Origin of the sequence: Chryseobacterium sp. Leaf404, assembly GCF_001424145.1 — a bacterium.
Classification (GTDB): Bacteria; Bacteroidota; Bacteroidia; order Flavobacteriales; family Weeksellaceae; genus Chryseobacterium.
Map to the genome: position 1 here is coordinate 63,248 of NZ_LMQM01000012.1, position 26,383 is coordinate 89,630.

Below are 26,383 nucleotides of genomic sequence, written 5' to 3' on the forward strand. Positions count from 1 at the left end.
AGATTATTATTTAATTTTTAATGTATAAATTTTCCCTACTTCTGTTGAAAAATCATAGATGAATCTTTCTTTCATTTTAACCTCATTCAATTTTGCTTCTGGCGAAATTATAGGTTCTTTGATCTTCGGAATTTCAAAAAAGGAATTTTCATTAATTCCGGATGCCGGTTTTAAATTGTTTCTGCCTTTCAATATCAACTCATTAGGTGAATTAATCCTGCAGTTTCCGCCCAGATTTGATTTTATAGTCACTTCGGTTGCCTGATTATTTTTCCAAACAATACTGACCTCAAAACCTCCATAAGTTTTAAGCCTGGAAATATTACCGTTTTTCCATTCATCAGGAAGTGCAGGTAAAATGTCTATACTTCCGTTTTGTGTCTGCAAAAGCATTTCCGTGATTCCCGAAGTACAACCGAAATTTCCGTCTATCTGAAAAGGTGGATGTGCATCGAACAGATTCGGATAAGTACCTCCGTTTTCTCCCCATCCGTCATTTTCTACCAATGTCAACTGATCCTTAATTAACTTATAGGCGTGATTTCCATCGAAAAGTTTAGCCCAAAGATTAATCTTCCAGCCCATCGACCAACCTGTGGAAACGTCGCCGCGGTGTAACAAAACTGTTTTTGCAGCATCAAAAAGTTCAGGTGTTGTGACAGGATTGATTTGATTTCCCGGAAACAATCCGTACAAATGAGAAACGTGTCTGTGATTGTCTTTCGGGTTGTCCCAGTCTTCCATCCATTCCTGCAATTGTCCGTATTTTCCGATTTTCATCGGTGGTAATTTTGAAATGATATTATTCCAAACCGGAATTTTATCTGAATCTATATTTAAGAGTTGTGCAGCTTTTTTTGTCTTGTTGACCAAGTCAAACAATAATTGGTTATCCATCGTATTTCCTGATGCCAAGGCAATCCCCTTATGCCCTTGCGGAATATTTTCAGGAGACATGGAAGGACTCACCACAAGCCATCTGTGTGTTGGTTCTTCAATTAAAAAATCTTCATAGAATAATGTTGCAGATTTCAAAACCGGATAGATGGATTTCAGATAATTTTTGTCTCCGCTATACAGGTACTTTTCCCACAAATGTTGGGATAGCCAGGCCCCGCCCATCGGCCATTGTCCGGCATTCGCAAAATCAACCACTCCGGTAATTCTCCATATATCTGTATTGTGGTGGGCAACCCAACCACGGCTTCTGTACATTACTTTTGCCGTTTCTGCCCCGGTAATGCTTAGATCTTTTATCATTTGAATCAATGGTTCATGCATTTGAGGAAGATTGGTTTTTTCCGCCGGCCAATAATTCATTTCAGTATTGATGTTGATGGTATATTTGCTGTCCCAGGCCGGTTTATTGGAATTATTCCAGATCCCCTGAAGGTTTGCAGGCTGTCCGCCCGGCTGAGATGAGGAAATTAAAAGGTAACGTCCGAATTGATAATACAGTGAAATTAGCTCAGGATCATAATTCGTTGCAAAGTTTTTCACACGCAAATCCGTAGGAAATTGTGAAGCAGGAGAAGTTCCAAGATTGAAATCTACCTTTTTGAAATATTTCTGATATGCATTGAGATGATTTCTAAGTAAAGTTTTGAAGTTTTTTGTTTCTGCTTGAGTAATGTAATTTTTGCTTTTTGAAACTTCATCGGTGTTCAGATTTTTGTAGTCTGTGAAGTTGGTGGCAATCGAAATCAGAATCATCACTTCATCTGCATTGGCAACAGAAATTCCGTTTCCTGAAACAGTAGTTTTTCCACCTTTAGTAACAAATTTAGCTAATGCATTGAATTTAACCTGTCCCTGAACGCCGTCCAAAGTGGAAGAAATTCCGTCCATCTGCAAGGTATTGGCATCAATTGCTTCTGTATTTTTATTCAGTTCGCTGCTAAATCCGGCCTTGAAGTTTAGTGCATTTTTTTTGTCAGCACTTAATTTTATCACGATGACCTGATCTGGAACTGAAACGAAAACTTCCCTTTTATAATGAATGCCTTGCGATTCAAAACTCGTTGTTGCTATTGCTTTTTCAATATCAAGTTCGCGGTAATACTCTTTAACATTGCCGAGATTATTAAAATCAAGATTCAAATATCCGACATTCTGAAATGCCGAACCGTGCAGTTTTTTTGCAGTTAATCCTTTATTGGAAAGTATTTCCGCCCTTTTGTAATTTCCATTAAATAAATAATACCGGATAGAATCCAATACTTTTGGACCATCAGGATTATCATTCCGGGAAGGCCCGCCCGACCAGAATGTGCCCTCATTCAACTGAAGTTTTTCTTTTGAAGGATCGCCAAAAACCATTGCCGCCAATCTTCCGTTTCCAACAGGTAATGCTTCCACCCATTGTTTGCCTGGCTTGTCATACCATAGCTTAAATTTCCCTCCTTTCTGTGCAGGGGAAAGTCCAGTAGTGAACAGACAGATAATTAATATGCAATGATTAAAATTCATTTTAGCTATTTGTACTTCGTTTAATATCCGATCTCAATTAACGAAGTCGTCAGGTTAAAGAATTTGGATTTTAGATCTTTTCTCAAGTATTTTTACGACTATAACATAAGTTAAAACTGTGTATAGAATTTAATCTTATAAACCAATTTAGTTTTGATTTAGGTTAAGAGACCGGAAAAACAAGACCTTATTGAAAGTAATCCTTAAGGCCTTGTTACTATATGAAGAAAATATAACATTATTTATACACCACTAAATGCGCTGAATCCTCCGTCGATTGGAAGCAAAGCACCCGTGATAAAACTTGCGGCATCAGAACAGAGAAATTGTACTGCTCCATTTAACTCGTCTGCATTGCCGAAACGGCCCATCGGAGTTTTAGCAATTACCTTCTTACTTCTTTCAGTAAGTGATCCATCAGCATTAAGTAAAATCGCACGGTTTTGATCACCAATGAAAAATCCCGGAGCAATCGCATTAACCCGTATTTTGTCACCGAATTTCAAGGCCAGATCTGAAGCAAGCCATTGCGTAAAATTGGTAATAGCTGCTTTAGCCGCTGAATAACCTGCCACACGTGTAATTGCTGAATATGCAGCCATCGAAGAAATATTGACGATGCTGCCACTGCCCTGCTTTGCCATGACTTTACCAAAAACATGACTGGGATACACTGTCCCGTTGATATTAAGATCGGTTACATCATCCCAACCATCAATATTCATATCCAGGAATGATTGCTCAGGAGAAAGTGTTGCTGAAGGGATATTTCCTCCTGCAATATTGAGCAGGACATCAATTCTTCCATATTTTTCTACAATTTTTTCTGCGGCAGTTTCAAGACTTTCAATGTTCATTACATTAGCTTCCACCGCAAAAGCTTCCCCTTCCAGATGAGAGAGCTCTTTCACACGTGCATCCAAAGTTTCCTGATTTCTTCCCAAAGCAACTACTACTGCACCTGCTTCAATGAAACTTTTAGCAAGGCTTCCTCCAAGAACTCCTGATGCTCCTGTAATTATAGTAACTTTACCTTTTATGCTGAATATATTGTTCATTTTTACTTTTAAAATAATTTTTCTTTGACTCCTAATTTCTTTGCAATTCTGACTGAACTGTCGCCATCACCCCATCAATCTGGCCTAACGCCAGCATTCTTCCCAGAAAAGAATAACCAGGATTATATCCTTTACCGATATCATCTGTCAAAAGACGGCCGTGATCTATCCTCATGGGCAGGATGGGATTCTCTTTTTCAAAAATTCTGACAACGTCGATGATCTTTCCCCTACCCTCAAGGTGGCCTGCTTCGATAAAATCTCCGTTATCAAAAACATTTGTACTTCTCAAATGAACAAATTTTGTTCTCGAAGCATATTTCTGGGCTAATTTGGGTACATCATTTTGAAGTCCGGCGCTTAGAGATCCTGTGCAAAAAGTCAATCCGTTGTGGGGATTATCAACTTCATTCAGGAACCAGTCAATATCTTCTTCGCTGGTTACAATTCTTGGTAAACCTAACAGTGAAAATGGTGGATCATCCGGATGAACACACATTTGGATGTCGTACTCTTCACAAACAGGCATTATTTTTTCGAGGAAATATTTCATATTCTGGCGAAGCTGATCTTTATCAATTCCATCGTACAATGCCAATAGATTTTTGAATAACTGAACCGGATTTTTGTCGCCTTCTTTGATATTTCCATTCACAAAACCCTGGGTTTTCACGATGATTGAGTCAATCAAATCATTGTTGTCTTCGTCGGTTAAAGTTGTTTTTAGTTGTTCAACTTTTTGAAGAATATCCGAATTATAATCTTTTTCCGCACCTTTTCTTTTTAAAATATGAATTTCAAAATAAGCGAATTTGGCTTTGTTAAAATATAATGATGAAGAACCGTCTGCCCACTGAAAATAAAGGTCTGTCCGGGCCCAATCCAACACTGGCATAAAATTGTAGCAAACAGTTTTCACCCCTGCTTTCCCTAAATTCTCCAAGCTTTTAATATAATTCTCAATAAGAAAATCTCTATCTGCACCTCCGTATTTGATAGACTCGCTCACGGCAAGGCTTTCAACTACAGACCAGCGAAGTCCGAAACTTTCTATATAATTTTTATAATCATTAATGGCTTCGAGAGTCCAAACTTCACCATTCGGAATGTCGTGTAGTGCCGAAACAATACCTTCTACCCCAATCTGGCGGAGCATATCTAATTTTATTTTATCTTTTTTTCCAAACCAACGCCAGGTTTTTTCCATAAACTTTATTTTTTCATTAAAACAAAGCAGGTGTAATGGTTACACCTACTTTGCAGCTGTTAATATGAATGTAAATAATCAATTAGTAACCAGGATTCTGGTATTTTGCTTTGATGTCGGCTGATACTTCCATTGCATCTAACTGACCTTGTGGAATTGGTCTCAAATAGTGAAACGGCTGAATTGTTCTCGTCACAGTCTGTGGAGTATGATTTCCATAATTAACACCACCTATTGAATATGATGCTGATTTAGCAGCCCAGGTTTGAGTTCTCACCAAATCATACCATCTGTATCCTTCTCCATAATATTCTCTTGATCTTTCTGCCAAAAGGTAATCTATAGTTATGGTTGCAGGAGTAGCGGCAATCATTGCTGCGCTATTGTCCTGCACTTTAGGAGCGTTTGCGCCTACACTGTAAACCCATTTGCCAGCTCTTGCACGAAGCACATTTATCAGATCTCTTGCAGATTGTGATCCTGATGCACCTTTAATTGCAGCCTCAGCCGCCAGGAAATAAAATTCTGAGAATTTTGCAATAGTAAAAGGACGGGTTAAACTTGGATTTGGATATCCTAAACCGTTGCCATTATCTGTACGGTAAGTTCCAATTTTCCAAACTCCCGGATAGACAATTCTGCTTACTCCGCTAGGTGCAACTACCCAATCGGCTCTGCCAGGTAAAACTCCGGCACCTACACCGTTTTGTCCCGCTCCGGAAGGATATACCGGTAGCTGAGAATCATCGTTCAGGAATGAAAGAACAGCGTCTCCAGGTTGTATAGGTAAATTGTTGGCATTGTACAGTGTTGAAACATTCGTAAGACCTGTACCTTCTTTATTCCAGTTTCCTCTATAGCTTGTAACAAAAGTTCCGTCATATCGGGAATCATTGGTTTTATCCGCAAAAGTATTTTTTAAAAGTTCAATAGTCGGAGCCATACGAACCCAAGGTCTGCCTAAAGACTGAGTAGCTGCACGCTGAACAGAACTTGCATTGGTGAAAGTTGAACTAGATAAGCTACTTTTAAGGTTGGTATAGTTAAAAGTAAACATCCATGCTGCAAAATTATTCGGAGACCAGCCGTCACCATAACTTGCCTGAATAACACCTTCATTAAAATAAGCACTTGTTTCTGTATGATCTGCGTAAAGCATACATTCTTTGTTTCTGTCATTATCACCTCTGTGAATATCGTAGTAAGTAGGCATCAAACCGTAAGGACCAGGTGCATTAATACCTTCCAAAGCTACATCGTACGCTTTTTGGAAGTAATACTGTGCATTATGACCAGCCGGGTCTGTTCTGGGAGTTTCGGGATATGTAGGAATACTGTTAGGATTCTGCAGCCACCATGCGTAGGTTAAGTATGCTTTAGAAAGCATAAGTCTCGCAACATTTTTAGTAACTCCTCCTGTCACTCTTGGATTTACAGGAAGATTGTCAACTGCTTTAATCAAATCAGGAATAATAGCCTTTGTATAAACTTCAGTAACTGTGTTTCTTGTTGAAGTCGTTTTTGGCGTAATATTAAAGGCCAGCTCTCCAGATCCTAAGTCCAGTGGTACTCCACCGTAAGTCTGAACCAACAAAAAGTAGTAGAAAGAGCGGAAGAATCTTGCTTCTGATATCAGTGATTCAGCAATACCTGCTCCTGAACCATTCTGGATAATCCCGTTTGCGGTGTTGATAGATGGAAAAACAGATCCCCAAATCATACTTGTAGGAAATGTATTGGAATTGATACTTCCAGTTCCGCCTGTCATATCAAGATCTTTAAAATTTCCATCCGCACTTTGAGCCCAGGTAGCCTCATCGGTACCTGTCATATTAGCATTCAGGAAATATCCGTTTCCGTAAAGAAGTCTTGTTTGTCTGTATAAAGATGTAACTCCCTGAGAGATACCTCTCTCTGTTGTGAAATCATCGGGTGTGTAAATACCTCTTGGCTGCTCATCCAGGATTTCATTACAGCCGGTGGTGAACGTTAATGATGCTAAAAATACAGCAGCAATAAATTTTTTATTTAAATTAAGCATAGTTTCTGATTTTTAAAAAGTTAGATTTAATCCAATCATGTAATTTCTGGTCGAAGGGTTATTGGTACCTATCACCAGTTGATTTGCTTTGTAAGAATTTACAGCCTGATTTTCGTTTCCTCTTGAATTCGGCTCAGGATCCATTCCTGAATATCTGTAATACGGAGAACCAAATACAAACGGATTCTGAACTGTAACATACAGTCTGAGATTGCTCACTCCTAAATTATCAATTGCATTTTTATCAAAATTATAGCCTAAAGTTATCGTTCTGATTTTTGCAAAAGAACCGTCAAATAATGCCAGTGTAGAACCATATTTCGGGTTGTCACCACTCATCAATCCACCCGGTTTTGGATTTCTTACGTCAGTATTTTCGGGTGACCAGTAATCAACGTCCACGTTATTTCCTCTTCCTGTAAGTCTGTTAAGATAACCGGAAGAGCCGTAAATTGTACTTACTAACACACCACCTTTCTGAAATGCACCTACAACACTCAGGTCGAAATTTTTGTAAGCCCATCTTGAATTGAAACCACCAATAAAATCCGGGTTCGTGTTGATAATTTGTCTGTCAGCGGGTCCGATAGCACGGGTTGGGCTTCCGTCAGCATTATATCCACCTGTATAAAGTACCTTAATCATTCCCGGCGCAGCACCTGTCTGTGGTTCAAGGATATTCAAATAAGGATCTCCCTGCTGCCAAAGCCCCACGTATTGATAATCGTAGATTGCATTAATATTATAGCCCACAAACCACAGGTTACCTTCATTCCTATCCTGCCCGGACGCAAGGGAGGTTATTTTGTTTTTGTTTGCTGCTAGATTACCTCCAACTTCCCAACTGAAACCATCTGGATTGTTAAATATAATACCATTAAGAGAAACTTCAATACCCTTGTTTTGAGAAGATCCCACATTTTCAGTCACTGAACCTAAACCACTGGACGCAGGAAGACCTTTTCCTAATAATAACTTTTCAGTATTGGTAAGATAGTATTCGACGGTACCATTTATTCTTCTGTTAAGAATTGTGAAATCTAATCCGTAATTGTACGTTTTTGAAAACTCCCATCCTAGTGAAGCGTTTGGAGCATTGCTTACATAATTTCCGATAGCGTTACTGCTTCCAAAATTATACGGTGTAGTGCTCAAACTTCCAAAAGTTGAATAAGGAGCAATTGCCTGATTAGAAGTTTGTCCGTATCCCGCTCTCAATTTTAATATATTGACAAATTTTGAGTCACGTAAAAAACTTTCATTAGCAACATTCCATCCTACAGAAACTGCGGGATAGGTATTCCACTGGTATCCTGGTGCTAAAACTGATGAGCCGTCTGATCTAATTGTAGCTGTGATCATATATCGGTTGTCATACTGATACATGGCTCTTCCCATGAAAGACATCAGACCTCTTTTATAATATCCCTGATTGGCTGGGTTGATTGTAATTTCTCCCTGAGCCTGACCAAGGTTAAAATATTGAAATGCATCGATTGGCACATCACGTGCTCCTATCGAAGAACTGTTGAATCTTGTCTGTTCAGCAGAATATAACCCTGTAGCATTAATTTTGTGTTTACCAAAAGTTCTGTCATAAGTAACAAGGTTCTCAATTACCCATTGTGTAGTTAACGAATTCCCGATGCTCGCATTGGATAAAGTGGCAGGATTGTAATTTAAAGCTCCTGTACCTAAATAATATCCGCTATTAGAATTTCTGTAAGTAAGACCAACATTTAATCTGTATTTTAAGCCTTCGATACTTGGTATTTTAATTTCAGTATACAAATTATTATATGAACTGAAAGCGTTTGTTCGGTCTGCGTACGCATCACCTAAATTTTCTAAGATTGATCTGGTTTGTAATGCTGTCTGATCAAGATTTGCAAATACAGTTCTCAGTCTCGGAGACCCGTCAGCAAGATAAGGCGTCGTTAATGGTGAGTATCCTAAGGTTGGCGCACCACTTACACTGTTAAAATCATTTATAGAAAAGTTAGAATTTGTAGAGAATCCAATTTTTAGCCAATTATTCACCTCCTGATCAAGGGATCCTCTCATTGAAAGTCTTTTGTAACTTTGTAAAGGTACTACCCCGTTTTGCTGGAAGTAGGCAACGCCAAAATTATATCCTCCCTTTTCTGTACCACCGCTGACACCAACATCATGATTCATCATAAGACCCAAACCGTAAAACTGATCCTGCCAGTCTGTGTTGTTGGTATTTAATTCGTCGGGACCATTAACAACCATATTCGCATCAGCTCTTAACTTTGCCAATTTGGGGCCGTCCATCACCGGATATTTAGAGAAAATACTTTGATATCCTGTGTAGCCATTATAAGTAAATCTTGCTTTTTGATTTTTACCTCCCCTGTTCGTAGTGACAATAATAACTCCATTCGCGCCACGTGATCCGTAGATTGCTGTGGCTGAAGCATCTTTAAGAACATCCAGAGTTTTGATATCTGAAGGGCTGATATCTGCCAGCGATCCAATAAAAGGAATTCCATCCAGAACAATTAACGGATCATTAGATCCTGTCAGTGAACGCTCACCTCTGATACGAATCTGTTGTACAGCACCAGGTTTTGTAGATGTTCTTCCAATATCCACTCCCGGTAGACGGCCCTGTAGTGCATCTGTTATATTTGCTGATGGAACTTCTTTAAGGGCACTTCCGCTTAAAGAAGATACAGATCCTGTTACCGATTCTTTTTTTTGGGTTCCGTATCCGATTACAACAACCTCTTCAATTTTCTTTTCAGTCGGAATTGTATCTTTATCAGTCTGAGAATAAACCAAGCTTGAAGGTAATAAGGTCATCGCAAAGAAAAGTGCAGCCTTATTGCTTTTACTTAAATAAAATAGGTTCATAATTATTATATTGTTTTTAATATTAGGGTAACAAAAATTAAATTTTCGCTTTTTAGATATACATATTTACTAAAGCTTCAAACAATTCCTGTTTACCGCTTTTCGGATGAGGTTCACCGGTCTCATGTGCTATTTTTCTCAGATCTTCCAGAGTAAGAGCACCATTTTCGAATGCCTTACCATTTCCGCTGTCAAAAGACGAATATCTTTCTGTTCTCAGTTTTTTGTAATCTGAATTTTCAAGAATATCGGCTGCTACAGATAATCCTTTTGCAAATGCGTCCATTCCTGAAACATGTGCAATAAACAAATCATCTGCATCAATTGAATTTCTTCTGATTTTAGCATCAAAATTAACCCCTCCGGAACCTAAACCACCTCCTTCAAGAATAACCAGCCATGCCTGTGCAAGATCAAAATAATCTACAGGAAACTGATCAGTATCCCATCCATTTTGGTTATCGCCTCTGTTTGCATCAATGCTTCCAAGCATTCCAGCATCAACCGCTACTTGCAATTCATGTTCAAAAGTATGACCTGCCAATGTTGCATGGTTCACTTCAAGATTCAATTTAAAATCTTTTTCTAATCCATAGTTTTTAAGAAAGCCTATTACGGTTTCAGCATCATAATCGTATTGATGCTTTGTAGGTTCCATCGGTTTTGGTTCGATTAAAAAATTACCGTTAAAACCCTGTTCTCTTGCATAATCACGGGACATTGTAAGGAAACGGGCAAGATGCTCCTTTTCACGCTTCATGTCGGTATTCAACAAACTCATATAACCTTCTCTTCCTCCCCAGAACACATAATTTTCTCCACCCAAAGCAATTGTTGCGTCAATAGAATTCTTTACCTGTGTCCCTGCGCATGCCACAACATCAAAGTTCGGATTGGTAGAAGCACCATTCATATATCTTTCGTTTGTAAATACATTGGCTGTACCCCATAAAAGTTTAATCCCCGACTCCTGTTGTTTTTCCTTTGCAAATTCCACGATTGTCTGCAGGTTTTTTTCATAATCTTTCCAGTTATCTGCAGGATCTACTAAATCTATATCATGGAAACAATAGTAACCAAAGCCCATTTTTTGCATAAATTCGAATCCTGCATCCATCTTATATTTCGCTCTTGATATGGCATCTGTTCCTTTTGACCATGGATGATGAATAGTTGGTCCACCGAATGGATCGCTTCCGTCTGCACACAGAGTATGCCACCACGCCATGGCAAACCTCATCCAGTCTTTCATTGGTTTACCCATAATCATTTTCTCTGCATCGTAATGACGGAATGCCAGCGGATTTCTGCTTTCCTTACCTTCAAATTTGATCTGATCTATTCCTGAAAAAAATTCCGTTGTTGAGTTTAAAACGTTCATATATTGTTGATTTTATTAATAAAAAAATTTCGGTTTTAATGTGAAATATCCCTGCTCACTGATAATTTTTATGCAGTAAGTCTTTATATCTTTAAATGTTTTTTTTGATTAAATGATCTCCTGAAGATGGTCATGCCATCCGGAATATGCTTCCAGATACTGATCACGTTTCTCATGTTCAGGTTCTATGACAGCTATTTTTTCCAGTGATGCAAATGCTTCGTTAGAATCTGCATAAAAACCTATTCCTATGCCAGCAGCTCTGGCAGCACCTACTGCACCGTCGGTATCATAGAGCTCTATTACAGCATCGCTGACGCTGGCAAGAGACTGCCTGAAAATTGAGCTGAGAAACATATTGGCATTACCTGCACGAATCACGTTAATGTTCATTCCTATCCCTCTCATAATATTCATCCCGTATTCATAAGAAAAAACAATCGCTTCCTGTGCAGCTCTTAACACGTCACCTTTGGAATGTATGTTAAAATTAATACCGTGAATAGAACATCTGGTGTCTTTGTTTTCCAAAACCCGTTCTGCTCCATTCCCAAATGGAATGATACTTAAACCTTTTGAGCCGATAGGTGAAAGCGATGCAAGCTCATTCATGTCTCCATAAGAAGAAAGTGATGTTGCGAAATTATGTTTTAGCCAGGAATTTAAAATGCCTGTTCCGTTAATACATAACAACACTCCCAATCTCAGTTGCTCATGTGTATGATTAACATGTGCGAATGTATTTACCCTTGAAAGTTTGTCGTAATCCAAATGGTCTAAAACTCCGTATACAACACCTGATGTTCCTGCAGTAGAAGCAATTTCTCCGGGATTGAATACATTTAGTGACAATGCATTGTTCGGCTGGTCTCCGGCTCTGTAGGAAATAGGTGTACCTTCTTTCAAGCCCAACTCGGTTGCTGCTGCTGCTGAAACTGTTGATTGAATACCAAATGTTGGTATAATTTCAGGAAAAAAACTTTCAGGAATTCCGAAATGTTCAACTACATCGCGAGAGATACAGTTATTTTTAAAATCCCAGAAAATCCCTTCTGAAAGGCCCTCCACTGTAATACCGATCTCTCCTGATAATTTCATTGCAATGTAATCTCCCGGCAACATAATTTTGTCTATTTTTTCAAATATCTCAGGTTCATTTTCTTTAACCCAGGCCAATTTTGAGGCAGTGAAATTTCCTGGTGAATTCAGAAGATGAGAAAGGCATTTTTCAGCACCAATTTGCATGAATGCTTTTTCACCATAGTCCACGGCACGACTATCGCACCATATTATAGAAGGTCTCAGAAGATTTTGATCTTTATCCACCAGTATAAGGCCGTGCATCTGCCAAGTAATTCCGATACCTTTAATGTCATCAGCATTTATTCCAGCCTGATGCATTACTGATTCATGCGCCAATTTAAGATTTGTCCACCAGTCAGCAGGATTTTGCTCAGCCCAACCCGGTTGCAATGCAATAATTTTCATCTCCTTTTTAGGTGAAAAATCAGAGGCCACTACTTTTCCGCTTGATGCTTCCACTAGACAAACTTTAACAGATGAACTACCTACATCATATCCTAATAAATACATTCTGTGAACTTGTTTATTTGATTAATTTTGAATTACTTTTCTTGTAGACCTTCCCGTCAAACCTGTAAAATCTAGCAGCTCTGTGAGATACATTTATTTCTATCTGATCCAGTGGGATTATATAGCTAAAAGAAGAAACTTTTTTATGAAAATTCTTGATATCAATCTTCTTCTCGCTCAATGCACAGTACAGTTGATACAACTGTCTTATCGTGAATTTTTTTGGGAGGAGCTCAAAAATAATAGAAAAGTCACTTTCGATCCATCTTCTTATTTCAATCAGCGATTCCTGTATTATCTTATTATGATCAAATGGCAACGATGGAATTTTATCAACCGGATACCATTCAACGTTTTCATATTTGGAACTTTCGATTTTATGATCGATTTTGCATAGAGAAAGGTAAGCTACTGTGATTATCCTGTCTATATTATGTTTATACTCCTTTCCCATCCAGTTGATATCGTTTTTATTGCTTGCACGAAATGGATCAGCAAAACATTTAAACTGTTTTAAGGGCATTTTTTTAAATCCGGTCAGCTCAAAGAGAACTCTTCCTGCGGCATCATTTACATCCTCATTACTAAAAATCAGGCTTCCAGGCAATTTCCTAAGCATTACGTCTGTATCATCATCAGATTTTCTCTGAACCAATAAAATATTCAACTTGTTATCTGAGTCGAATCCGAAAATAACACAGTCAACTGAAACATATGTATGTATAAAATCTGGAGCCATATTCAATGTTAACATTTACGTAACACGACAAATATAAAAATATGATCGATAAAAAAAAATAAAATCACATTATATATTAAATATCAGTTAATTACATACCGATTTAGCATGATAAGAATTGAATTAAAGTTATGATAAGGTTATCATATTTAGAAAGATATTACATCTTCAATTATCTAATATCAAACATATTAAATGTTAATAACACACTTATTAAGTTAATCTTCATTAATTTCGGTTTTATGATAACGGTAGTGACACAGTGAAGTAATATTTCTTAGTAAAAAGTTAACAAAATCAAAATTTTAGTAAATAAAGCTTAAAAAACGCTCTTGAATTTTCACCAAAACCTGTCATTAATCATGAAATTTTGCGCAATTTTAATTTTTATAGAAAAATAACCACTTTACGATGTTTGATGTTTGATATTTAAATCAGGGAGATCTTCTATCTTCTTTTCATTATTTCTCAGATATATGAGGTTGATGATAGCGGTGCAAATTTAAATATTATGTGTAGAACTGTAGACCTTCCGTCAACTCAACTGATGATTAGCTCATTCACTAAATATGTCTAAAATTTGCGGAAAAATTTATTATGAAATAAATTTAGAATTTTAAGTACGTGGAAAGGCAAGTGATTAAACCGGCAAATTTAATTTCAAATCATCTGCTTTGGCATTGGTATCATATGATTACAGACAAGTTACCCTCTCTATTTTAATAAACCATATAAAAATTAAATGTATACACAATTAGAAAATTATTTGAAAGCAAGAATTGAAATTGACGATAGGGCGTTTTATAACATCTTTTCATATTTCAAAATTAAAAAAACCAAAAGAAACGAATTTCTATTGAAGAAAGGAGAAATTTGCAAACACTTCTATTTTGTGAATAAAGGCTGCATAAGGCTTTTCAATATTAATATGGACGGAGAAGAAGGAACGAGATATTTTCATTTTGAGAATGCTTTTGGAACCGCTTTACCAAGTCTTATCAATCAAAAACCATCGTATGAATTTATGCAGACTATTGAACCTTCAGACTTGCTGGTCATCAACCGCGACGACTACTTTCACTTGGTTGACACAGTTCCACAGTTTGCATTCGTTTAGCATTAATAGAAAATATTATTTAAGTTTATTTGGTGCCTACTTTTATAAAATCAAATAAAAACTTAAATTATTTTAGAAACAATTTCCTGCGTAATTATAATACATGATGTTGTTCGATCAACGTTTCAATTTGTCTTGCACTTAAACTTACAAACGGAAAGAATTCTCGTCAGTTTTCATCTTTATATTTATTCCTGTAACATCTTAATAATAGTAAATTTAGTTTAACCGTTGTGTTGGCTGTTTTTTTTCTCAATCTATAATCAAAAAAAAAGCTGTCAAATGACAGCTGTTTGAGAAAAATCAGTCCTTTAGAATTTAATCGAGACTGGTTCATTGCTGATTATTCCTGTAACAATATAATTTCCTTTATCCAGTTCCGTTATCTTCAGTCTATCCTTTTTGTCACCGTTGCAGATCTTACAAGTTTTCCTGATAGCGAGTAAATTTTCACGTCTTTAACAACTTCATTAAATACGATTTCGCAGTCTTTTAGGTGATTGTTTTTAATAAAATTATTTCGCGCAGACAGATCATTTACGTCCTTTACCGAAAGAGTTCCCGATATAGGTTGAGGAGTTGGCAATGTAGCAGTAAAATCTACAGTATTATTGTTGGTGTCTCCCGAAGTTCTGCTGATTAAGTTCAGGATTGTGGGCGATGGAGCAGCTCCGGAACCCTCGTATTCATCAGTTGCACCATATCCTACAAAATCAAGTACGTTGGAGGCTGTCGGCCCTGTAATCTGTATGGAGTTGCTGGCGAGTGCAACTTTACCGGATTTCAGTGCAAGACCAACATCCACAGAAATATTTGTGGAGCCATCGAATCCCAGCACAACATTTCTAGTTAGATTCGGATTGAGTAGATTTATCAAACCTCCGAGTCTATTACTACCCTGCTGAATCAGATATGTCTGATTGGGAGCAAGAGTAATCGACTGGATTGAATAATAACTTGTAAATCCTCCCGTGGGAGATCCATATTGCAGGGTTGCGCCATTAGGAGAGGCGGCTGTGCTGCCAATGTTTTTCAGTTCAATGAAGTCATTAGTGATTGCTGCAGGCTGTCTATTAAAAAAAGATTTTATAATGCTGTTACGTTCATAAAAAGCCAAACGGCGCCAACTGACTTCAGTCGGCGCCGTTTTTTACTTTTATTCTAGTCATCCAGATAATATTTATATTTGTACAAAAAGTAGTTATTACCAAATTTCTTATTATTTCTCATTCACTTCCGCAATCGCAGCCTGGATTCCGCCACCGGCAACTTCAAAGAAAGACGGACCAGCCAAAAGATAAACTTTTTCAAGCTTCTTTGTTTTGGAAAGGTTGTGTTCTTTTAAATAAATTTCTGAACGGTTTGCTAAGACAATACCTTTCACCACATTTCCTGCAACCAGAGCCGTTGGAGAATCAATTCCGGCATCTTTTAAGTCGCTGGCAAAGGCAAAGTTGGTAACACCTAATCTCAAAGCTTCTCTGGTAGCCACTTCTGCTACGGAAGTCATCAGCTCCGGAGTGAAATTATTGCGGTCGCCCAAACCAATCAATAACAATTTTTTTGCTGACATAGAACCTGCGGGAGGCGTAATCAACAAGGTTTCCAAAGAATGGCCTTTGAACTGACCAGACTGTCTGATTTTGGTGAATTCACCCTTCAAAGCTTCATCAAGATGCACCAAACCGTTTAAGTTGGCAGGCAACGCCTGAGCGCTGTGAATATCATTATCAGTATATTCGAAAACACAGGCCACCTGCAGTTGAGCGTCGGCCGAAGATGGTCCAAGAACCAAACCAATCATAGAAATTCCGTCCACTGAACCCCAGTTTTTGGATGTTCCGATGGCTGTGGTTTTTGCAGAAGCGTTGGTTGTAGTTGCAGTGGTTTGTGCAAATGTCAGGGTTGAAAATGCTAGTCCTGCGATTAATAATGATTTGCTAACTGTATTTTTTACGATATTTTTCATAATATTTTTTGCTTTTTAGCTTGAGCAATTTGCTCTGGCTGATGATAATTTTGTTAATTTATTTTTGTTTTAATGTTATTCAAAGGTAGTTTCAGAAATAGATTCTGGCATTGATGTGGGATAATTATTGAAATTAAATTTTTAAATTAAATTTTTAAAACTTGAAAACAATCCTTGAGTTGATAAACAACCCGTCTTTGTCATTTTCAATAATGTCGTCCACAAATTCTCCGGTTTTGAAATATTGAATTCCGGTATTAAAGGTGAAATATTTATTGATTTTATAATTAAAACTTCCAAGGAAAGCCGTCCCGATGTACTTCTTTTTAGAATTCATTGAAGTCAGATTTAAAGAACCGCTCGGTCTGTAAACGCCGTCCTGCGTAGAATATCTCCAGTTGAAAACCACATCGGCCTGCACCGTCATTTTGCTGTTCAAATCGATCGTTGCGTACGGATGAATGTCAATCAAATTCACAGGTCCAATTTGTGGATTGAATCCAAAATAACCACCTTTTGGATATAATGGATTGAAAGTTCTTAATTTGCCATCTTCTCTGTTTCGGTCTCCGGAAATGTAATCGTTTCGAAGATTGATGGTTGGTTTTCCTTTTACGTTTTCGAACATATATCCGATATCTGCAGAGGCTGTCCACGCACTGATTGTTACTTTATTGAAATTCCCGAACTGATAAGCGCCTTCAAAATTGTAAATAAATCCGCCTCCGTATCTGTAAAATCTTCCGCCCAAAGTATGTCTGGTTTCATCGCCTGTTCCATCTTCAAAACGGGTTTCCTTGCGGTGAATTCCTAAATAATAGAATTCTAAATTCCCGCTTTTCGGAAAAGCTAAAGTGTTGTAGCTTCCCCAAAGATTAACAGATTTTGAAGGTTTGTTGTCAAAAACTCCGGTACCAATTTCACTCGCCATCATCATAAACGCATCCGATTTGAAGTTTCCTCTTTTGTACATCAGTTTCAGTCCGTCAAAATAGAGTCTCAGGTTCGGACCTTCACGCACAGAGATCAATCTTCCGCTTCCGTAATCCAGCTCCTGTCTTCCGGCACGAACGGTCAGTTTTTCTTTTTCATTTTTAATCGCATCAATGTCTATAAAAAGATTTTGAACATTCAAATGGTCTTCGTCAATCGGTCTCGGTCCGTTTTTTCTTCCGTTTTCCCAAGCACTTCTCAATTGCCCGAAAACTCTCACCCTTGAACCTAAATGCAAATCTGCGTGAACCGCATATCTCTGGATAAAAAAAGGATTGCTTCCGATTCCCAGTCTTCCCCAGTCTTCATTATTAAATTCCACAAACTCTGCTCTCGCCTCTCCGCCTAATGATAAATATTTATTGTTATTTTTTTCGGAAAGCGGAATGTATTTGATGGAAGTATAAAATGTGTCTGCAGAATCTTTGTATGTGGAATAATCTTCATCAAATCTCATCAGTTTAAATTGTGCCGAAACTACCGTCGGAAGGATGATTTGAACAATCAATAATATTTTAAATAGCTTTTTCATTTTAAATTTTTCTTAAATAATTATCGATTGAATATTTTCCCGGACCTACAAAAAACAGAAACAGGTAACACAGACTATACATAAACGGTGTGTCTTTTATCAGCAAAGCATCGTTCCAGTGAAGGATAAAATATCCGGTCAAAGTCACCGCCAGAATCGGAAGAACGGCCACTCTGGTGAACAATCCAAAGATAACAAACACCGGAAACACCAAGTTGGCCGCGTCTGCAAAAAGGCTGTTGAATGCTTCAGGTAAATGCAAAGGATTCGGAACCTGTTCTGCTTCTGCCACGCCTACTCCGAGTTTTTTCAGTCCGTGAGCCACGATTAATTCTAATGATAATGCAATTCTGAATACGAATAATGCAACGTGAATTAATTTGCCTTCGAAGTTGGTCTTGGTGATGATTTGAACGAGCTTTTTCATTGTTTTTAGGTTTGAGTTTTCAGAAGTGTATTTAGTTATTTTGATGTCAGTTATAAACCACCCCGTCAAAAATTCTTCGAATTTATGCCACCCCTCCAGAGGAGGGGAATTTTTGGCAAAATTATTTCGTTTGATATCCGCCGTAATATTTTACAGGAGACCATTCTGGAAGAACCGGAAGTGAAGCTGGAGAAACTGTTTTGTACGTTTCGTCTCCATACACTACTTTTCCGTCAACAATGGTTAATTTGGAAGTGATATCTTTAATTTCTTCTTCATTAACAGAGAAATAATCTTTATCTAAAATCGTAAGGTCTGCAAAATATCCTTTTTTGATTTTTCCCTTATCATAATCCTTTATCAATTCATATCCTCCAAAAGTGGAAAGGGATAAAGCTGTTTTTCTGTCAAGAGCATTTTCTTTCGCCATCACCTGAGTTCCGCCCAAAGTTTTCCCTGAAGTTATCCAGTATAAAGCGACCCACGGATTATAACTTGCGACTCTGGTTCCGTCTGTTCCCAATCCTACAGGAATTCCCATTTCCAACATTTTTTTAACAGGAGGAGAAGCCAAAGCCGCTTTTTTCCCGTAACGGTGGATGAAACTTTCACCTTGGTAAGCCATTCTGTGCTGTACTGCAATTCCACCGTTTAAAGCTTTAATGCGTTTCATATTGTCTTCAGAAACCGTTTCTGCGTGGTCAAAGAACCAAACCAATCCGTTCAAAGGCGTTTCTTTATTTACTTCTTCGATGACGTTTAAGAATCTTGTTATGCTTTCGTTATACGTTGCGTGGATTCTGAAAGGCCATCTTTTTTTTACCAAAAGACTTACGACTTCTTTCATACTTTTCTCCATTGTTGCAGGCAATTCGGGTCTTGGAAAAAGGAAATTTTCAAAATCTGCGCCGTCTGAAACCAGATTTTCGCCGCCACCTTCTACGTGATAATCAATTCCGTTGTGGTCGTTGTGCCCGTGGTCATCGATGTCCACCATTCCTGTCCATTTGGTGTAATCTGCTAACTCGGAACCTTTTTTCTGAGCAAATAAATAGTAAGGTAAACGAACGGTTATTTTTCCTTTTTTGTTCAAAGCATCCGTCGTTCCGTAATCATCAGGGAAGTTTTGAAAACCACCTCCAGCATCCATTACCGCTGTTACGCCAAGACGATTCAGTTCATTCATATATTGAAGCGTGGAATTTTCTTTTTCCGCTTCGGTCAGCTCAGGCAATTTTGCTAAAGTTGAATAGAGAATAAAGGCATTCGGTTCTGCAACCAGTAAACCAGTCGGGTTGCCATTGTTGTCTTTTTCAATCAGACCCTGCATTGGGTTTGGCGTTTCACCAGTGATGTCTAATTGTTTCAAACCTGATTTATTAAGCCACGCTTTTCCGTACAAATACATCACGAAAGCCGGAACATTGCCTGTCGCTTCGTTGATTTCTGCCAAAGTTGGAAGTCTTTTTTCCTCAAACTGATACTCATTCCAGCCACCAATCACTCTTACCCACTGCCCTTTTGGTGTTCTCTGAGCCTGTTCTTTCAACATTTCCAAAGCTCTTTTCAAAGTTTTCACACCATCCCAACGAAGTTCAGTATTGTAAAATCTCCCGCCACGAATCACGTGTAAATGACTGTCAAATAACCCCGGAATCACACGGTTCCCTTTAGCATCAATGATTTTCGTAGAGCTTCCTTTAAGTTTTAAAATCTGAGCATTTGTTCCGGTCTGGAAAATCTTGTTGTCTTTAATGGCAACTGCCTGAACTTCCGGATTTTTATCATCCATTGTGGTGATTTTCCCGTTGGTTACGATTAAATCGGCTTTCTGAGCATTGAACAATCCGGCACCTAAGACGAATGAGAATAGAATTTTATGGAGTGGTTTCATAATGTACTTTTTAATTGTTTGAAGAAAAAAAGGCAGGTCGGTTTCAACCTGCCGTTGTTGAAATTTGATTAGTGTTTAAGCATATCCTGAGCGTACTGAATTCCCAATCCGTAAGCACCACCATATTTTTTCATTAAATCATTTACTGGTTTATAAGTTTCTTTTCTAGACCAATCTCTTTGTAATTCAAGAACATACTGTACTGAGGTAATCGGATGTGCACCCGCCTGAACCATTCTTGTAATCGCCTGGTCGTGAGCTTCTTTCGAAATATCACCAGAAGCATCCGTAATCACATACACTTCATAGCCTTCGTCAATGGCCGATAAAGCCGGACCTACGATACAAACGCTCGTCCACAGACCAGCCAAAACCAGTTTCTTTTTGTTTTTTCCTGTAATCGCTTTGTGCGCGTTCAAGTCTTCCCAGGTGTTCATTGTCGTTCTGTCTACATATCCGCTGGTCGCTTCAGGATAAGCTTCTGAGATTTCCGGGAAAACGGGTCCTGCAAAAGATTTTTCTGCTACTGTTGTTACCACTGTCGGAATGTTAAAGATTTTTGAACCGCCTGCAATCAAAGCCACATTGTTTCTCAATTCTTCCATACTGATGCTTTTTGTTGCGAATGCCATTTGCCCTTCGTGGTCAATTAAAACCAAGGCGTGGTTGGTTGGGTTCAACATTGATTTTCCAGGTTTCTGAGCAAATGCTGTTACTGATAATATTACTGTTGCGAATGTTAAGATTAACTTTTTCATAATGTTTAATTTTTAAATGTTGTTGTTTATTTTTATTGATAATTAAATTCTGTTTGAAGTATTTCCTTGATTTTGATATGACAAATTTAGGGTGATGAAAAACCCTGCACATTTAACTAGTTTAATAAATCACATTTCTGAAAAAATATTTTAATCTTTTTTATTCTTTATTATATACAGATAATTTCAAATCAATAAAAAGCCGACCAAAACAACAAACAAAAGACTAATAATCAATTATTTAAACTGAATAAAAATTTAAAACAGGATTTAATTTAAAACAAAAAAAATAGGCTCAGATAATAAAATATAAGCCTGTTTTTTATAAATATTTCACTCTCCTAAAAGTGACTGTTTAATTTTTTTCTTACATCGTCATCGGAACTTCCATCAACAAAATTTCTGTGCCTTCTGTGGTTGATTTGATATTTAAATCTGCAATATCCCAAACACCAAAACCGTCTCTCGTTTCCACTTTCTGTCCTTCGATTTCTGCGCTTCCTTTTAAAATAAAAGCATAGACACCATTTCCTTTTTTCTTGATTTGATAGTTGGTTTCAATATTATTTTCGAAGTTTCCTAAGTGAAACCACGCATCCTGATGAATCCAAACCCCTTCGTCATCTGCATTGGGAGAAAGAATCTGCTGAAATTTATTCTGACCTTTTGATTTGTCTAAAGTTATCTGATCATATCTTGGTGCCACGTTTCTTTTGTTTGGATAAACCCAGATTTGAAGAAACTTCACCAGACTGTCATTATTTTTATTGAATTCGCTGTGCATAATTCCGGTTCCGGCGCTCATAACCTGAATGTCTCCACTCTTGATAAACGCCGAATTTCCCATACTGTCTTTGTGCTCCAAATCACCTTCCAACGGAATGCTGATGATTTCCATATTGTCGTGCGGATGCGTTCCAAAACCTCTTCCCGCCTCCACTTTATCATCATTCAAAACTCTGAGAACGCCAAAGTGCATTCTTTCCGGATTGTGATAATTCGCAAAACTGAATGTATGATTGCTCACCAACCAGCCGTGGTCAGCCTTCCCTCTGGAATCCGCTTTGTGAATCACAGAATTATCTTTGATTTTAGAATCAGTGTTTGGTAAATGATTGTATCCAATCGGTTCCAGAGGCTCGATTTCGTCAATCTCATTTTTCATTGTATTTCCCAATGAAGCGGTTGCTACAAACATTCCTGTTCCCAATAATCCTTTCTTTAAAAAATCTTTTCTGTCCATATCTGTTGGTTGTTTATTCGTTATTGATAGGACAAATTTATGGTGATGGAAATTGCTGCGCATTTAACTAGTTTAATAAATGCATTTAAAGCAAAAAAATATGGAGCGAAAATTCCCCTTCTCTGAAAGGGTGGATTTTTGTAAAACAAAAAGACGGGGTAGTTTATACATCACGCATAAACCACCCCGTCAAAAATTTTTCAAATTTTCGCCACCCCTCCAAGGGAGGGGAATATTGCGTATGTTATTTTTACTTTTCTTTTGTCGCTAAGCGTTTTCTGATTGTACTCACAAATTCTTTAGAAACGCCCAAATAAGAAGCGATATAATATTGCGCAACGCGTTGTGGAATCGTCGGATATACTTTTATGAATTCCAAATATCGGTCTGATGCGCTTTTGGAGATTGTATTCACGAGACGGTTTTGAAGCGTAAACAGATTTCTTTGAACCAACATTCTGAAAACCCTTTCGAATTTTGGAATTTCCTGCAAAAGCTTTTCTTTGGTGGTCGGACTCAGCATAAAAATTTCTGAATCTTCAATCGTTTCAATATACAAATTGGAAGGTTTTTGGTCCTGAAACGAAGCGATATCACTAATCCACCAATCTTCGATGGCAAACAGAATTGTCACTGCAAATCCGTTATCATCAAGGTAATACGCCCGCAAACAGCCTTTGTGAATGAAGCCTTCAAACTGGCAAATTTCGCCTTCCCTCAGTAAAATGGTTTTCTTCGGAACCACTTCAAAGACAAGCAAATCTGTGAATTTCTTTTCCTCTTCCGGCGTGAGGCTTATGAAGCGCGTGACATTTTTGATGATATTTTCGAACATAGAAAAAGTTTACGGCTGCAAATTAGGAAAAAGTGCGTAAACTTCGTTCTTCAAAAGCCCACTTCCGCCGCCGTAATGGTCGATAACCTTCACATCTTTGTCCAGATTCTGGCAGAAAGTTTTCATTTCACTTTCAAATTCCTCATCCAAACCGGAGCTCAAAAGCACAATATCTACCTGCTTTTCTTTAATATAATCATAGCAGATGTTTTCATCGCTCTCGATTTCTGCTTTCCAGCCTTCATTATTTTCGATAATTCTTTTCAAGGTATCAAGAATTTCCTGATTTTTCCCAATGACTAAAAATTGTAAGCTTTCCATTTTATATTTGTTGTTTTGAAGTTAATTTTCAGGAGCTTAATCCCGCTATCCACTATATCTTTTTTTCCTGCCGCCAATTCCAACCGCAAAAAAAAGGATGCCGTTCCTATCGGGGCTAGGGATTGGGTCTGTATTATAAATGTTTGGTCCCCGTTATTTTCAGTTCATTAAGGTCAAGTTGTGATTCCGCTTTTCTCACTTCATCCTCGCTGAACCGGTTTTCACGTTTTATTTTGAACAGTTCTTTTCTCTGCAGTGAGAAAATATCCAGCATAATTTCGTGGTATTCATTTAAATCATTTCGTCTGTTGGTGCACATTTCCAAAGACTCCAGATGACCCTGCTGTTGCAAAATATCGTTTTCGATGGTATGTTTAAAGTTTTCAACAAGACTGTTCGTCTCCAGATTGGACTGGTATTTTTCATTCAGTCGGTTCACTGCCAAATTATCCAGCCTGATTTGAATACTTGCCTGCTGTTCGTGGGAAGGTAAAATATTATCAATCTCGCCGATCCTGGTCAATTTAATAATCAAAGGCAGCGTCAAACCCTGAAAAACCAAAGTCACAAAAATCACCACAAACGTTATAAATATAATCAAATTCCTGTGCGGAAATTCTGACTGCTCATTCATCATCACTGGAATCGATAAAGCCGTTGCCAGAGAAACCACGCCTCGCATTCCTGCCCAACCGATTATCAACGGGTTTTTCCAACCCGGACTTGGGTCTTTACGCACTTTTTTGCTCAGCCATCTCGGAATGTGCGCCACAGGATAAATCCATAACATACGAACGGCAATCACAATTAAGCTGATGATTAAGCCATATTTAATTCCCTCCATTACAGAAGTTTCGCCCAATCCATCGACGATATCGGGAAGTTCCAATCCAATTAAGACAAAAACCAAAGCATTCATCACAAAGATGAGTGTATTCCAAACGCCCGTCATATTGATTCTTGTGGTACCCGTTTTAAAGATTTCGTGTGAACGGAAAGACATAAAAAGTCCGCCACTCACCACCGCCATTACTCCGGAATAATGAAAATGCTCTGCTGAAAGGAATAAAATATAAGGTGTCATCACCGTTAAAGCTGCATCTATTGCAGGTGTTGTCGGTAAAAACCGGTGGATGGCGTAGAAAATATGTGCTCCCACAATTCCAACCACAACGCCCATTCCCGCCACAAGGAAAAACTGTCCTGTCGCTTCCTGCATCGAAAATACGCCGGTCAGTACCGCAGCCAAAGCAAATCTGAAAACAATTAGTGAGGACGCATCATTGATGAGACTTTCGCCTTCCAGTATTGCGATGGTCCGTTTGGGAACTTTTAAGCCTTTTAAAACTGTTGTCGCTGCAATCGCATCCGGTGGCGAAACAATACCGCCCAACAAAAATCCCATTGCCAAAGTAAATCCCGGAATCAAAGCCTGTGAAGCAAATGCTACGACGATAGACGTGAGGAAAACCAGTCCGAAAGCCAGTAATCCGATGGTGCGTTTCCATTTCCAGAAATCGTTCCACGAGGTGTACCAAGCTGCTTCATATAATAACGGCGGTAAAAAGATGAGGAAAATAATTTCCGGATCCAGTTTCAAAACAGGAACTCCCGGAATTAAACTGATTCCCAATCCTGCCAAGACCAAAAATATCGGATACGCGATTTTGATTCGCTGAGCAAGCATTACCAAAAGCATTACGACCAAAAGGAGACCAAGTATAAGGAGTAAATCTTCGTGCATAGTTCTTTGTTTTAGAAGTGGATTTCAAATGTCATTTAGAGGTTAGACTTTCCAATGATTGTTTATTAAAAATTTCTTAATTCTTAATTCTTAATTCTTAATTCTTAATTCTTAATTCTTAATTCTTAATTCTTAATTCTTAATTCTTAATTCTTAATTCTTCTATCTTTTATCTTTTTTCTTTTTTCTTTTTTCTTCTATTTTTTATAAATGAATAAAAAGTGAAGTCCTTTCCCTCTTTTCCAGGTTTTTCGTTTTATGACCTTTCCCTGAAACATCTTCTACAAGAAGAATTTCTCCGGTTTCGAATTGTCGGATTTCACCAAGCGAAGTTTCTATTTCCACACCGCCATCCAAAAGTACGATATATTGTTTTTGTGGCGCTTGATGAAAATCGTAATCATAATCTGCAGAAACGGTCCTGAACTGAAGTTTTTTCACATTAATATCTTCTGAAAGAAATCCAATTTCGCCCTGATCAATTAACGGAATTTCGATGGCTTCAAAATGAGATTCGCCGTTTTCGTCGCTGAATATTTTTGTGATTTTCATTATTAATTTTATTTAAAAACTTTAGAATTTGCCAGCGCCATTTCCTCCTGATTGATAGAATGACCGAAATTAGCGTATACTTTCTCCGTCACATCAGCATTCATTTCCTTTAAAATATTCGCTGTTGCGTACACTCTTTCTACCGGAACGTGGAAATCCGGATTGCTCGTTCCCAGGAAAACCGGAGTCTGAGCAAAATCGCCTTTGTAATTTTCACGGTTGATTTTATCGCCAATGACACCTCCAATAATGGCCACTGCTCCACCATATTTCTGAGCGTTTCTCGCCAAAAATTCCAAACTGAGACAGGCACCCTGAGAAAAACCGAAAAAGTAAATATTTTCAGCTTTAATTCCCGCATCCAAAGCTGTTTTCACAGTTTTTCCCACAGTTTCAATGGCTGATGACAGCCAAGGTTCGTTCTGCTCGACCGGAGCAATGAAGGACAACGGATACCAACTTCCATTGGTTGCCTGTGGCGCCAACAATGCATAATCTTCTACATTTAAATGTTGCGCTAGGCTCAGAATATCCTCTGCGCTTCCGCCTCTTCCATGTATCATTATTAAAACTTTTTCAGTTTCAATCAATGATTTTCCGCCTGTTTTTATATCTAAAGTGTGACTCATT

Annotated in this window: 21 protein-coding genes; 1 reads left to right on the forward strand and 20 read right to left on the reverse strand. The window is 38.0% G+C overall.

The window, feature by feature from the left end; genetic code table 11:
- Positions 1–6 precede the first annotated feature (6 nt).
- From ASG31_RS11990 to ASG31_RS12025, 8 genes are all read right to left on the reverse strand, one after another.
- Positions 7–2,469 carry a glycosyl hydrolase family 95 catalytic domain-containing protein gene (locus ASG31_RS11990; protein WP_056032712.1) on the reverse strand — a complete coding sequence of 821 codons (2,463 nt, stop codon included), beginning with the start codon at positions 2,467–2,469 and terminating at the stop codon, positions 7–9.
- 242 nt (positions 2,470–2,711) lie between these two features.
- Positions 2,712–3,527, reverse strand: a complete 816-nt coding sequence (locus tag ASG31_RS11995; RefSeq protein WP_056032716.1) for an SDR family oxidoreductase — start codon at positions 3,525–3,527, stop codon at positions 2,712–2,714.
- 31 nt (positions 3,528–3,558) lie between these two features.
- Complete coding sequence (uxuA, locus tag ASG31_RS12000; RefSeq protein WP_056032719.1) at positions 3,559–4,734, reverse strand: mannonate dehydratase; 1,176 nt, start codon at positions 4,732–4,734, stop codon at positions 3,559–3,561.
- 82 nt (positions 4,735–4,816) lie between these two features.
- Positions 4,817–6,775: a RagB/SusD family nutrient uptake outer membrane protein gene (locus ASG31_RS12005; RefSeq protein WP_082504547.1), complete on the reverse strand. Its 1,959-nt coding sequence runs from the start codon at positions 6,773–6,775 to the stop codon at positions 4,817–4,819.
- A 12-nt stretch (positions 6,776–6,787) separates the two neighbouring features.
- On the reverse strand, positions 6,788–9,655 hold the full coding sequence (locus ASG31_RS12010) for a SusC/RagA family TonB-linked outer membrane protein (protein WP_056032722.1): 2,868 nt from the start codon (positions 9,653–9,655) through the stop codon (positions 6,788–6,790).
- 52 nt (positions 9,656–9,707) lie between these two features.
- Complete coding sequence (gene xylA / locus ASG31_RS12015; protein ID WP_056032725.1) at positions 9,708–11,036, reverse strand: xylose isomerase; 1,329 nt, start codon at positions 11,034–11,036, stop codon at positions 9,708–9,710.
- 108 nt (positions 11,037–11,144) lie between these two features.
- Entirely contained in the window at positions 11,145–12,629 is a 1,485-nt protein-coding gene (locus ASG31_RS12020; RefSeq protein WP_056032728.1) for a xylulokinase, read from the reverse strand.
- A gap of 13 nt (positions 12,630–12,642) precedes the next feature.
- The gene (locus ASG31_RS12025; RefSeq protein WP_056032731.1) at positions 12,643–13,368 is read right to left on the reverse strand and encodes an NUDIX hydrolase; all 726 of its coding nucleotides are present in this window, start codon (positions 13,366–13,368) and stop codon (positions 12,643–12,645) included.
- A gap of 742 nt (positions 13,369–14,110) precedes the next feature.
- On the opposite strand from ASG31_RS12025, the gene ASG31_RS12030 reads away from it, so the two are divergent.
- Positions 14,111–14,485, forward strand: coding sequence for a Crp/Fnr family transcriptional regulator (locus ASG31_RS12030; protein WP_056032735.1), 375 nt, complete (start codon positions 14,111–14,113; stop codon positions 14,483–14,485).
- Positions 14,486–14,873: 388 nt separating this feature from the next.
- Here the strand turns inward: ASG31_RS12030 and ASG31_RS12035 are convergent, their stop codons facing one another.
- The 12 genes from ASG31_RS12035 to ASG31_RS12090 all read right to left on the reverse strand — a co-directional run bounded on the left by ASG31_RS12035 (position 14,874) and on the right by ASG31_RS12090 (position 26,382).
- Positions 14,874–15,602, reverse strand: a complete 729-nt coding sequence (locus ASG31_RS12035) for a lamin tail domain-containing protein (RefSeq protein ID WP_056032738.1) — start codon at positions 15,600–15,602, stop codon at positions 14,874–14,876.
- Between the two features lie 102 nt (positions 15,603–15,704).
- Positions 15,705–16,454, reverse strand: coding sequence for a M17 family peptidase N-terminal domain-containing protein (locus tag ASG31_RS12040; RefSeq protein WP_056032743.1), 750 nt, complete (start codon positions 16,452–16,454; stop codon positions 15,705–15,707).
- A 154-nt stretch (positions 16,455–16,608) separates the two neighbouring features.
- Complete coding sequence (locus ASG31_RS12045; RefSeq protein WP_056032746.1) at positions 16,609–17,979, reverse strand: alginate export family protein; 1,371 nt, start codon at positions 17,977–17,979, stop codon at positions 16,609–16,611.
- A 1-nt stretch (position 17,980) separates the two neighbouring features.
- Positions 17,981–18,406: a DoxX family protein gene (locus ASG31_RS12050; protein ID WP_082504548.1), complete on the reverse strand. Its 426-nt coding sequence runs from the start codon at positions 18,404–18,406 to the stop codon at positions 17,981–17,983.
- Positions 18,407–18,527: 121 nt separating this feature from the next.
- Positions 18,528–20,300 carry an amidohydrolase gene (locus ASG31_RS12055; RefSeq protein WP_056032753.1) on the reverse strand — a complete coding sequence of 591 codons (1,773 nt, stop codon included), beginning with the start codon at positions 20,298–20,300 and terminating at the stop codon, positions 18,528–18,530.
- Between the two features lie 68 nt (positions 20,301–20,368).
- Positions 20,369–21,058 (reverse strand): hydrolase, encoded by a 690-nt coding sequence (locus ASG31_RS12060; RefSeq protein ID WP_056032756.1) that lies wholly within the window; start codon positions 21,056–21,058, stop codon positions 20,369–20,371.
- Positions 21,059–21,425: 367 nt separating this feature from the next.
- The gene (locus tag ASG31_RS12065) at positions 21,426–22,301 is read right to left on the reverse strand and encodes a pirin family protein (protein WP_056032759.1); all 876 of its coding nucleotides are present in this window, start codon (positions 22,299–22,301) and stop codon (positions 21,426–21,428) included.
- A 250-nt stretch (positions 22,302–22,551) separates the two neighbouring features.
- On the reverse strand, positions 22,552–23,136 hold the full coding sequence (locus tag ASG31_RS12070) for a Crp/Fnr family transcriptional regulator (RefSeq protein ID WP_056032762.1): 585 nt from the start codon (positions 23,134–23,136) through the stop codon (positions 22,552–22,554).
- A gap of 9 nt (positions 23,137–23,145) precedes the next feature.
- Positions 23,146–23,457, reverse strand: coding sequence for a hypothetical protein (locus tag ASG31_RS12075; RefSeq protein ID WP_056032765.1), 312 nt, complete (start codon positions 23,455–23,457; stop codon positions 23,146–23,148).
- Between the two features lie 133 nt (positions 23,458–23,590).
- A complete protein-coding gene (locus ASG31_RS12080; protein ID WP_056032768.1) occupies positions 23,591–25,201 on the reverse strand; it encodes a Na+/H+ antiporter in 1,611 nt (536 codons plus the stop codon).
- A 204-nt stretch (positions 25,202–25,405) separates the two neighbouring features.
- Positions 25,406–25,753 (reverse strand): hypothetical protein, encoded by a 348-nt coding sequence (locus tag ASG31_RS12085; protein ID WP_056032771.1) that lies wholly within the window; start codon positions 25,751–25,753, stop codon positions 25,406–25,408.
- Positions 25,754–25,761: 8 nt separating this feature from the next.
- Entirely contained in the window at positions 25,762–26,382 is a 621-nt protein-coding gene (locus ASG31_RS12090) for an alpha/beta hydrolase (protein WP_056032774.1), read from the reverse strand.
- Between the last annotated feature and the right edge of the window lies 1 nt (position 26,383).

Excerpts from the sequence above, each read along its gene's own strand:
- ASG31_RS12070 (WP_056032762.1), bottom strand. The coding sequence starts at position 23,136 with ATGTTCGAAAATATCATCAAAAATGTCACGCGCTTCATAAGCCTCACG.
- xylA (WP_056032725.1), bottom strand. The coding sequence starts at position 11,036 with ATGAACGTTTTAAACTCAACAACGGAATTTTTTTCAGGAATAGATCAG.
- ASG31_RS12030 (WP_056032735.1), top strand. The coding sequence starts at position 14,111 with ATGTATACACAATTAGAAAATTATTTGAAAGCAAGAATTGAAATTGAC.
- ASG31_RS12045 (WP_056032746.1), bottom strand. The coding sequence starts at position 17,979 with ATGAAAAAGCTATTTAAAATATTATTGATTGTTCAAATCATCCTTCCG.
- ASG31_RS12050 (WP_082504548.1), bottom strand. The coding sequence starts at position 18,406 with ATGAAAAAGCTCGTTCAAATCATCACCAAGACCAACTTCGAAGGCAAA.
- ASG31_RS12090 (WP_056032774.1), bottom strand. The coding sequence starts at position 26,382 with ATGAGTCACACTTTAGATATAAAAACAGGCGGAAAATCATTGATTGAA.
- ASG31_RS12060 (WP_056032756.1), bottom strand. The coding sequence starts at position 21,058 with ATGAAAAAGTTAATCTTAACATTCGCAACAGTAATATTATCAGTAACA.
- ASG31_RS11990 (WP_056032712.1), bottom strand. The coding sequence starts at position 2,469 with ATGAATTTTAATCATTGCATATTAATTATCTGTCTGTTCACTACTGGA.
- ASG31_RS12020 (WP_056032728.1), bottom strand. The coding sequence starts at position 12,629 with ATGTATTTATTAGGATATGATGTAGGTAGTTCATCTGTTAAAGTTTGT.
- ASG31_RS12010 (WP_056032722.1), bottom strand. The coding sequence starts at position 9,655 with ATGAACCTATTTTATTTAAGTAAAAGCAATAAGGCTGCACTTTTCTTT.
- ASG31_RS12040 (WP_056032743.1), bottom strand. The coding sequence starts at position 16,454 with ATGAAAAATATCGTAAAAAATACAGTTAGCAAATCATTATTAATCGCA.
- ASG31_RS12085 (WP_056032771.1), bottom strand. The coding sequence starts at position 25,753 with ATGAAAATCACAAAAATATTCAGCGACGAAAACGGCGAATCTCATTTT.
- ASG31_RS12075 (WP_056032765.1), bottom strand. The coding sequence starts at position 23,457 with ATGGAAAGCTTACAATTTTTAGTCATTGGGAAAAATCAGGAAATTCTT.
- uxuA (WP_056032719.1), bottom strand. The coding sequence starts at position 4,734 with ATGGAAAAAACCTGGCGTTGGTTTGGAAAAAAAGATAAAATAAAATTA.
- ASG31_RS12080 (WP_056032768.1), bottom strand. The coding sequence starts at position 25,201 with ATGCACGAAGATTTACTCCTTATACTTGGTCTCCTTTTGGTCGTAATG.
- ASG31_RS12005 (WP_082504547.1), bottom strand. The coding sequence starts at position 6,775 with ATGCTTAATTTAAATAAAAAATTTATTGCTGCTGTATTTTTAGCATCA.
- ASG31_RS12065 (WP_056032759.1), bottom strand. The coding sequence starts at position 22,301 with ATGGACAGAAAAGATTTTTTAAAGAAAGGATTATTGGGAACAGGAATG.
- ASG31_RS12055 (WP_056032753.1), bottom strand. The coding sequence starts at position 20,300 with ATGAAACCACTCCATAAAATTCTATTCTCATTCGTCTTAGGTGCCGGA.
- ASG31_RS12025 (WP_056032731.1), bottom strand. The coding sequence starts at position 13,368 with ATGGCTCCAGATTTTATACATACATATGTTTCAGTTGACTGTGTTATT.
- ASG31_RS11995 (WP_056032716.1), bottom strand. The coding sequence starts at position 3,527 with ATGAACAATATATTCAGCATAAAAGGTAAAGTTACTATAATTACAGGA.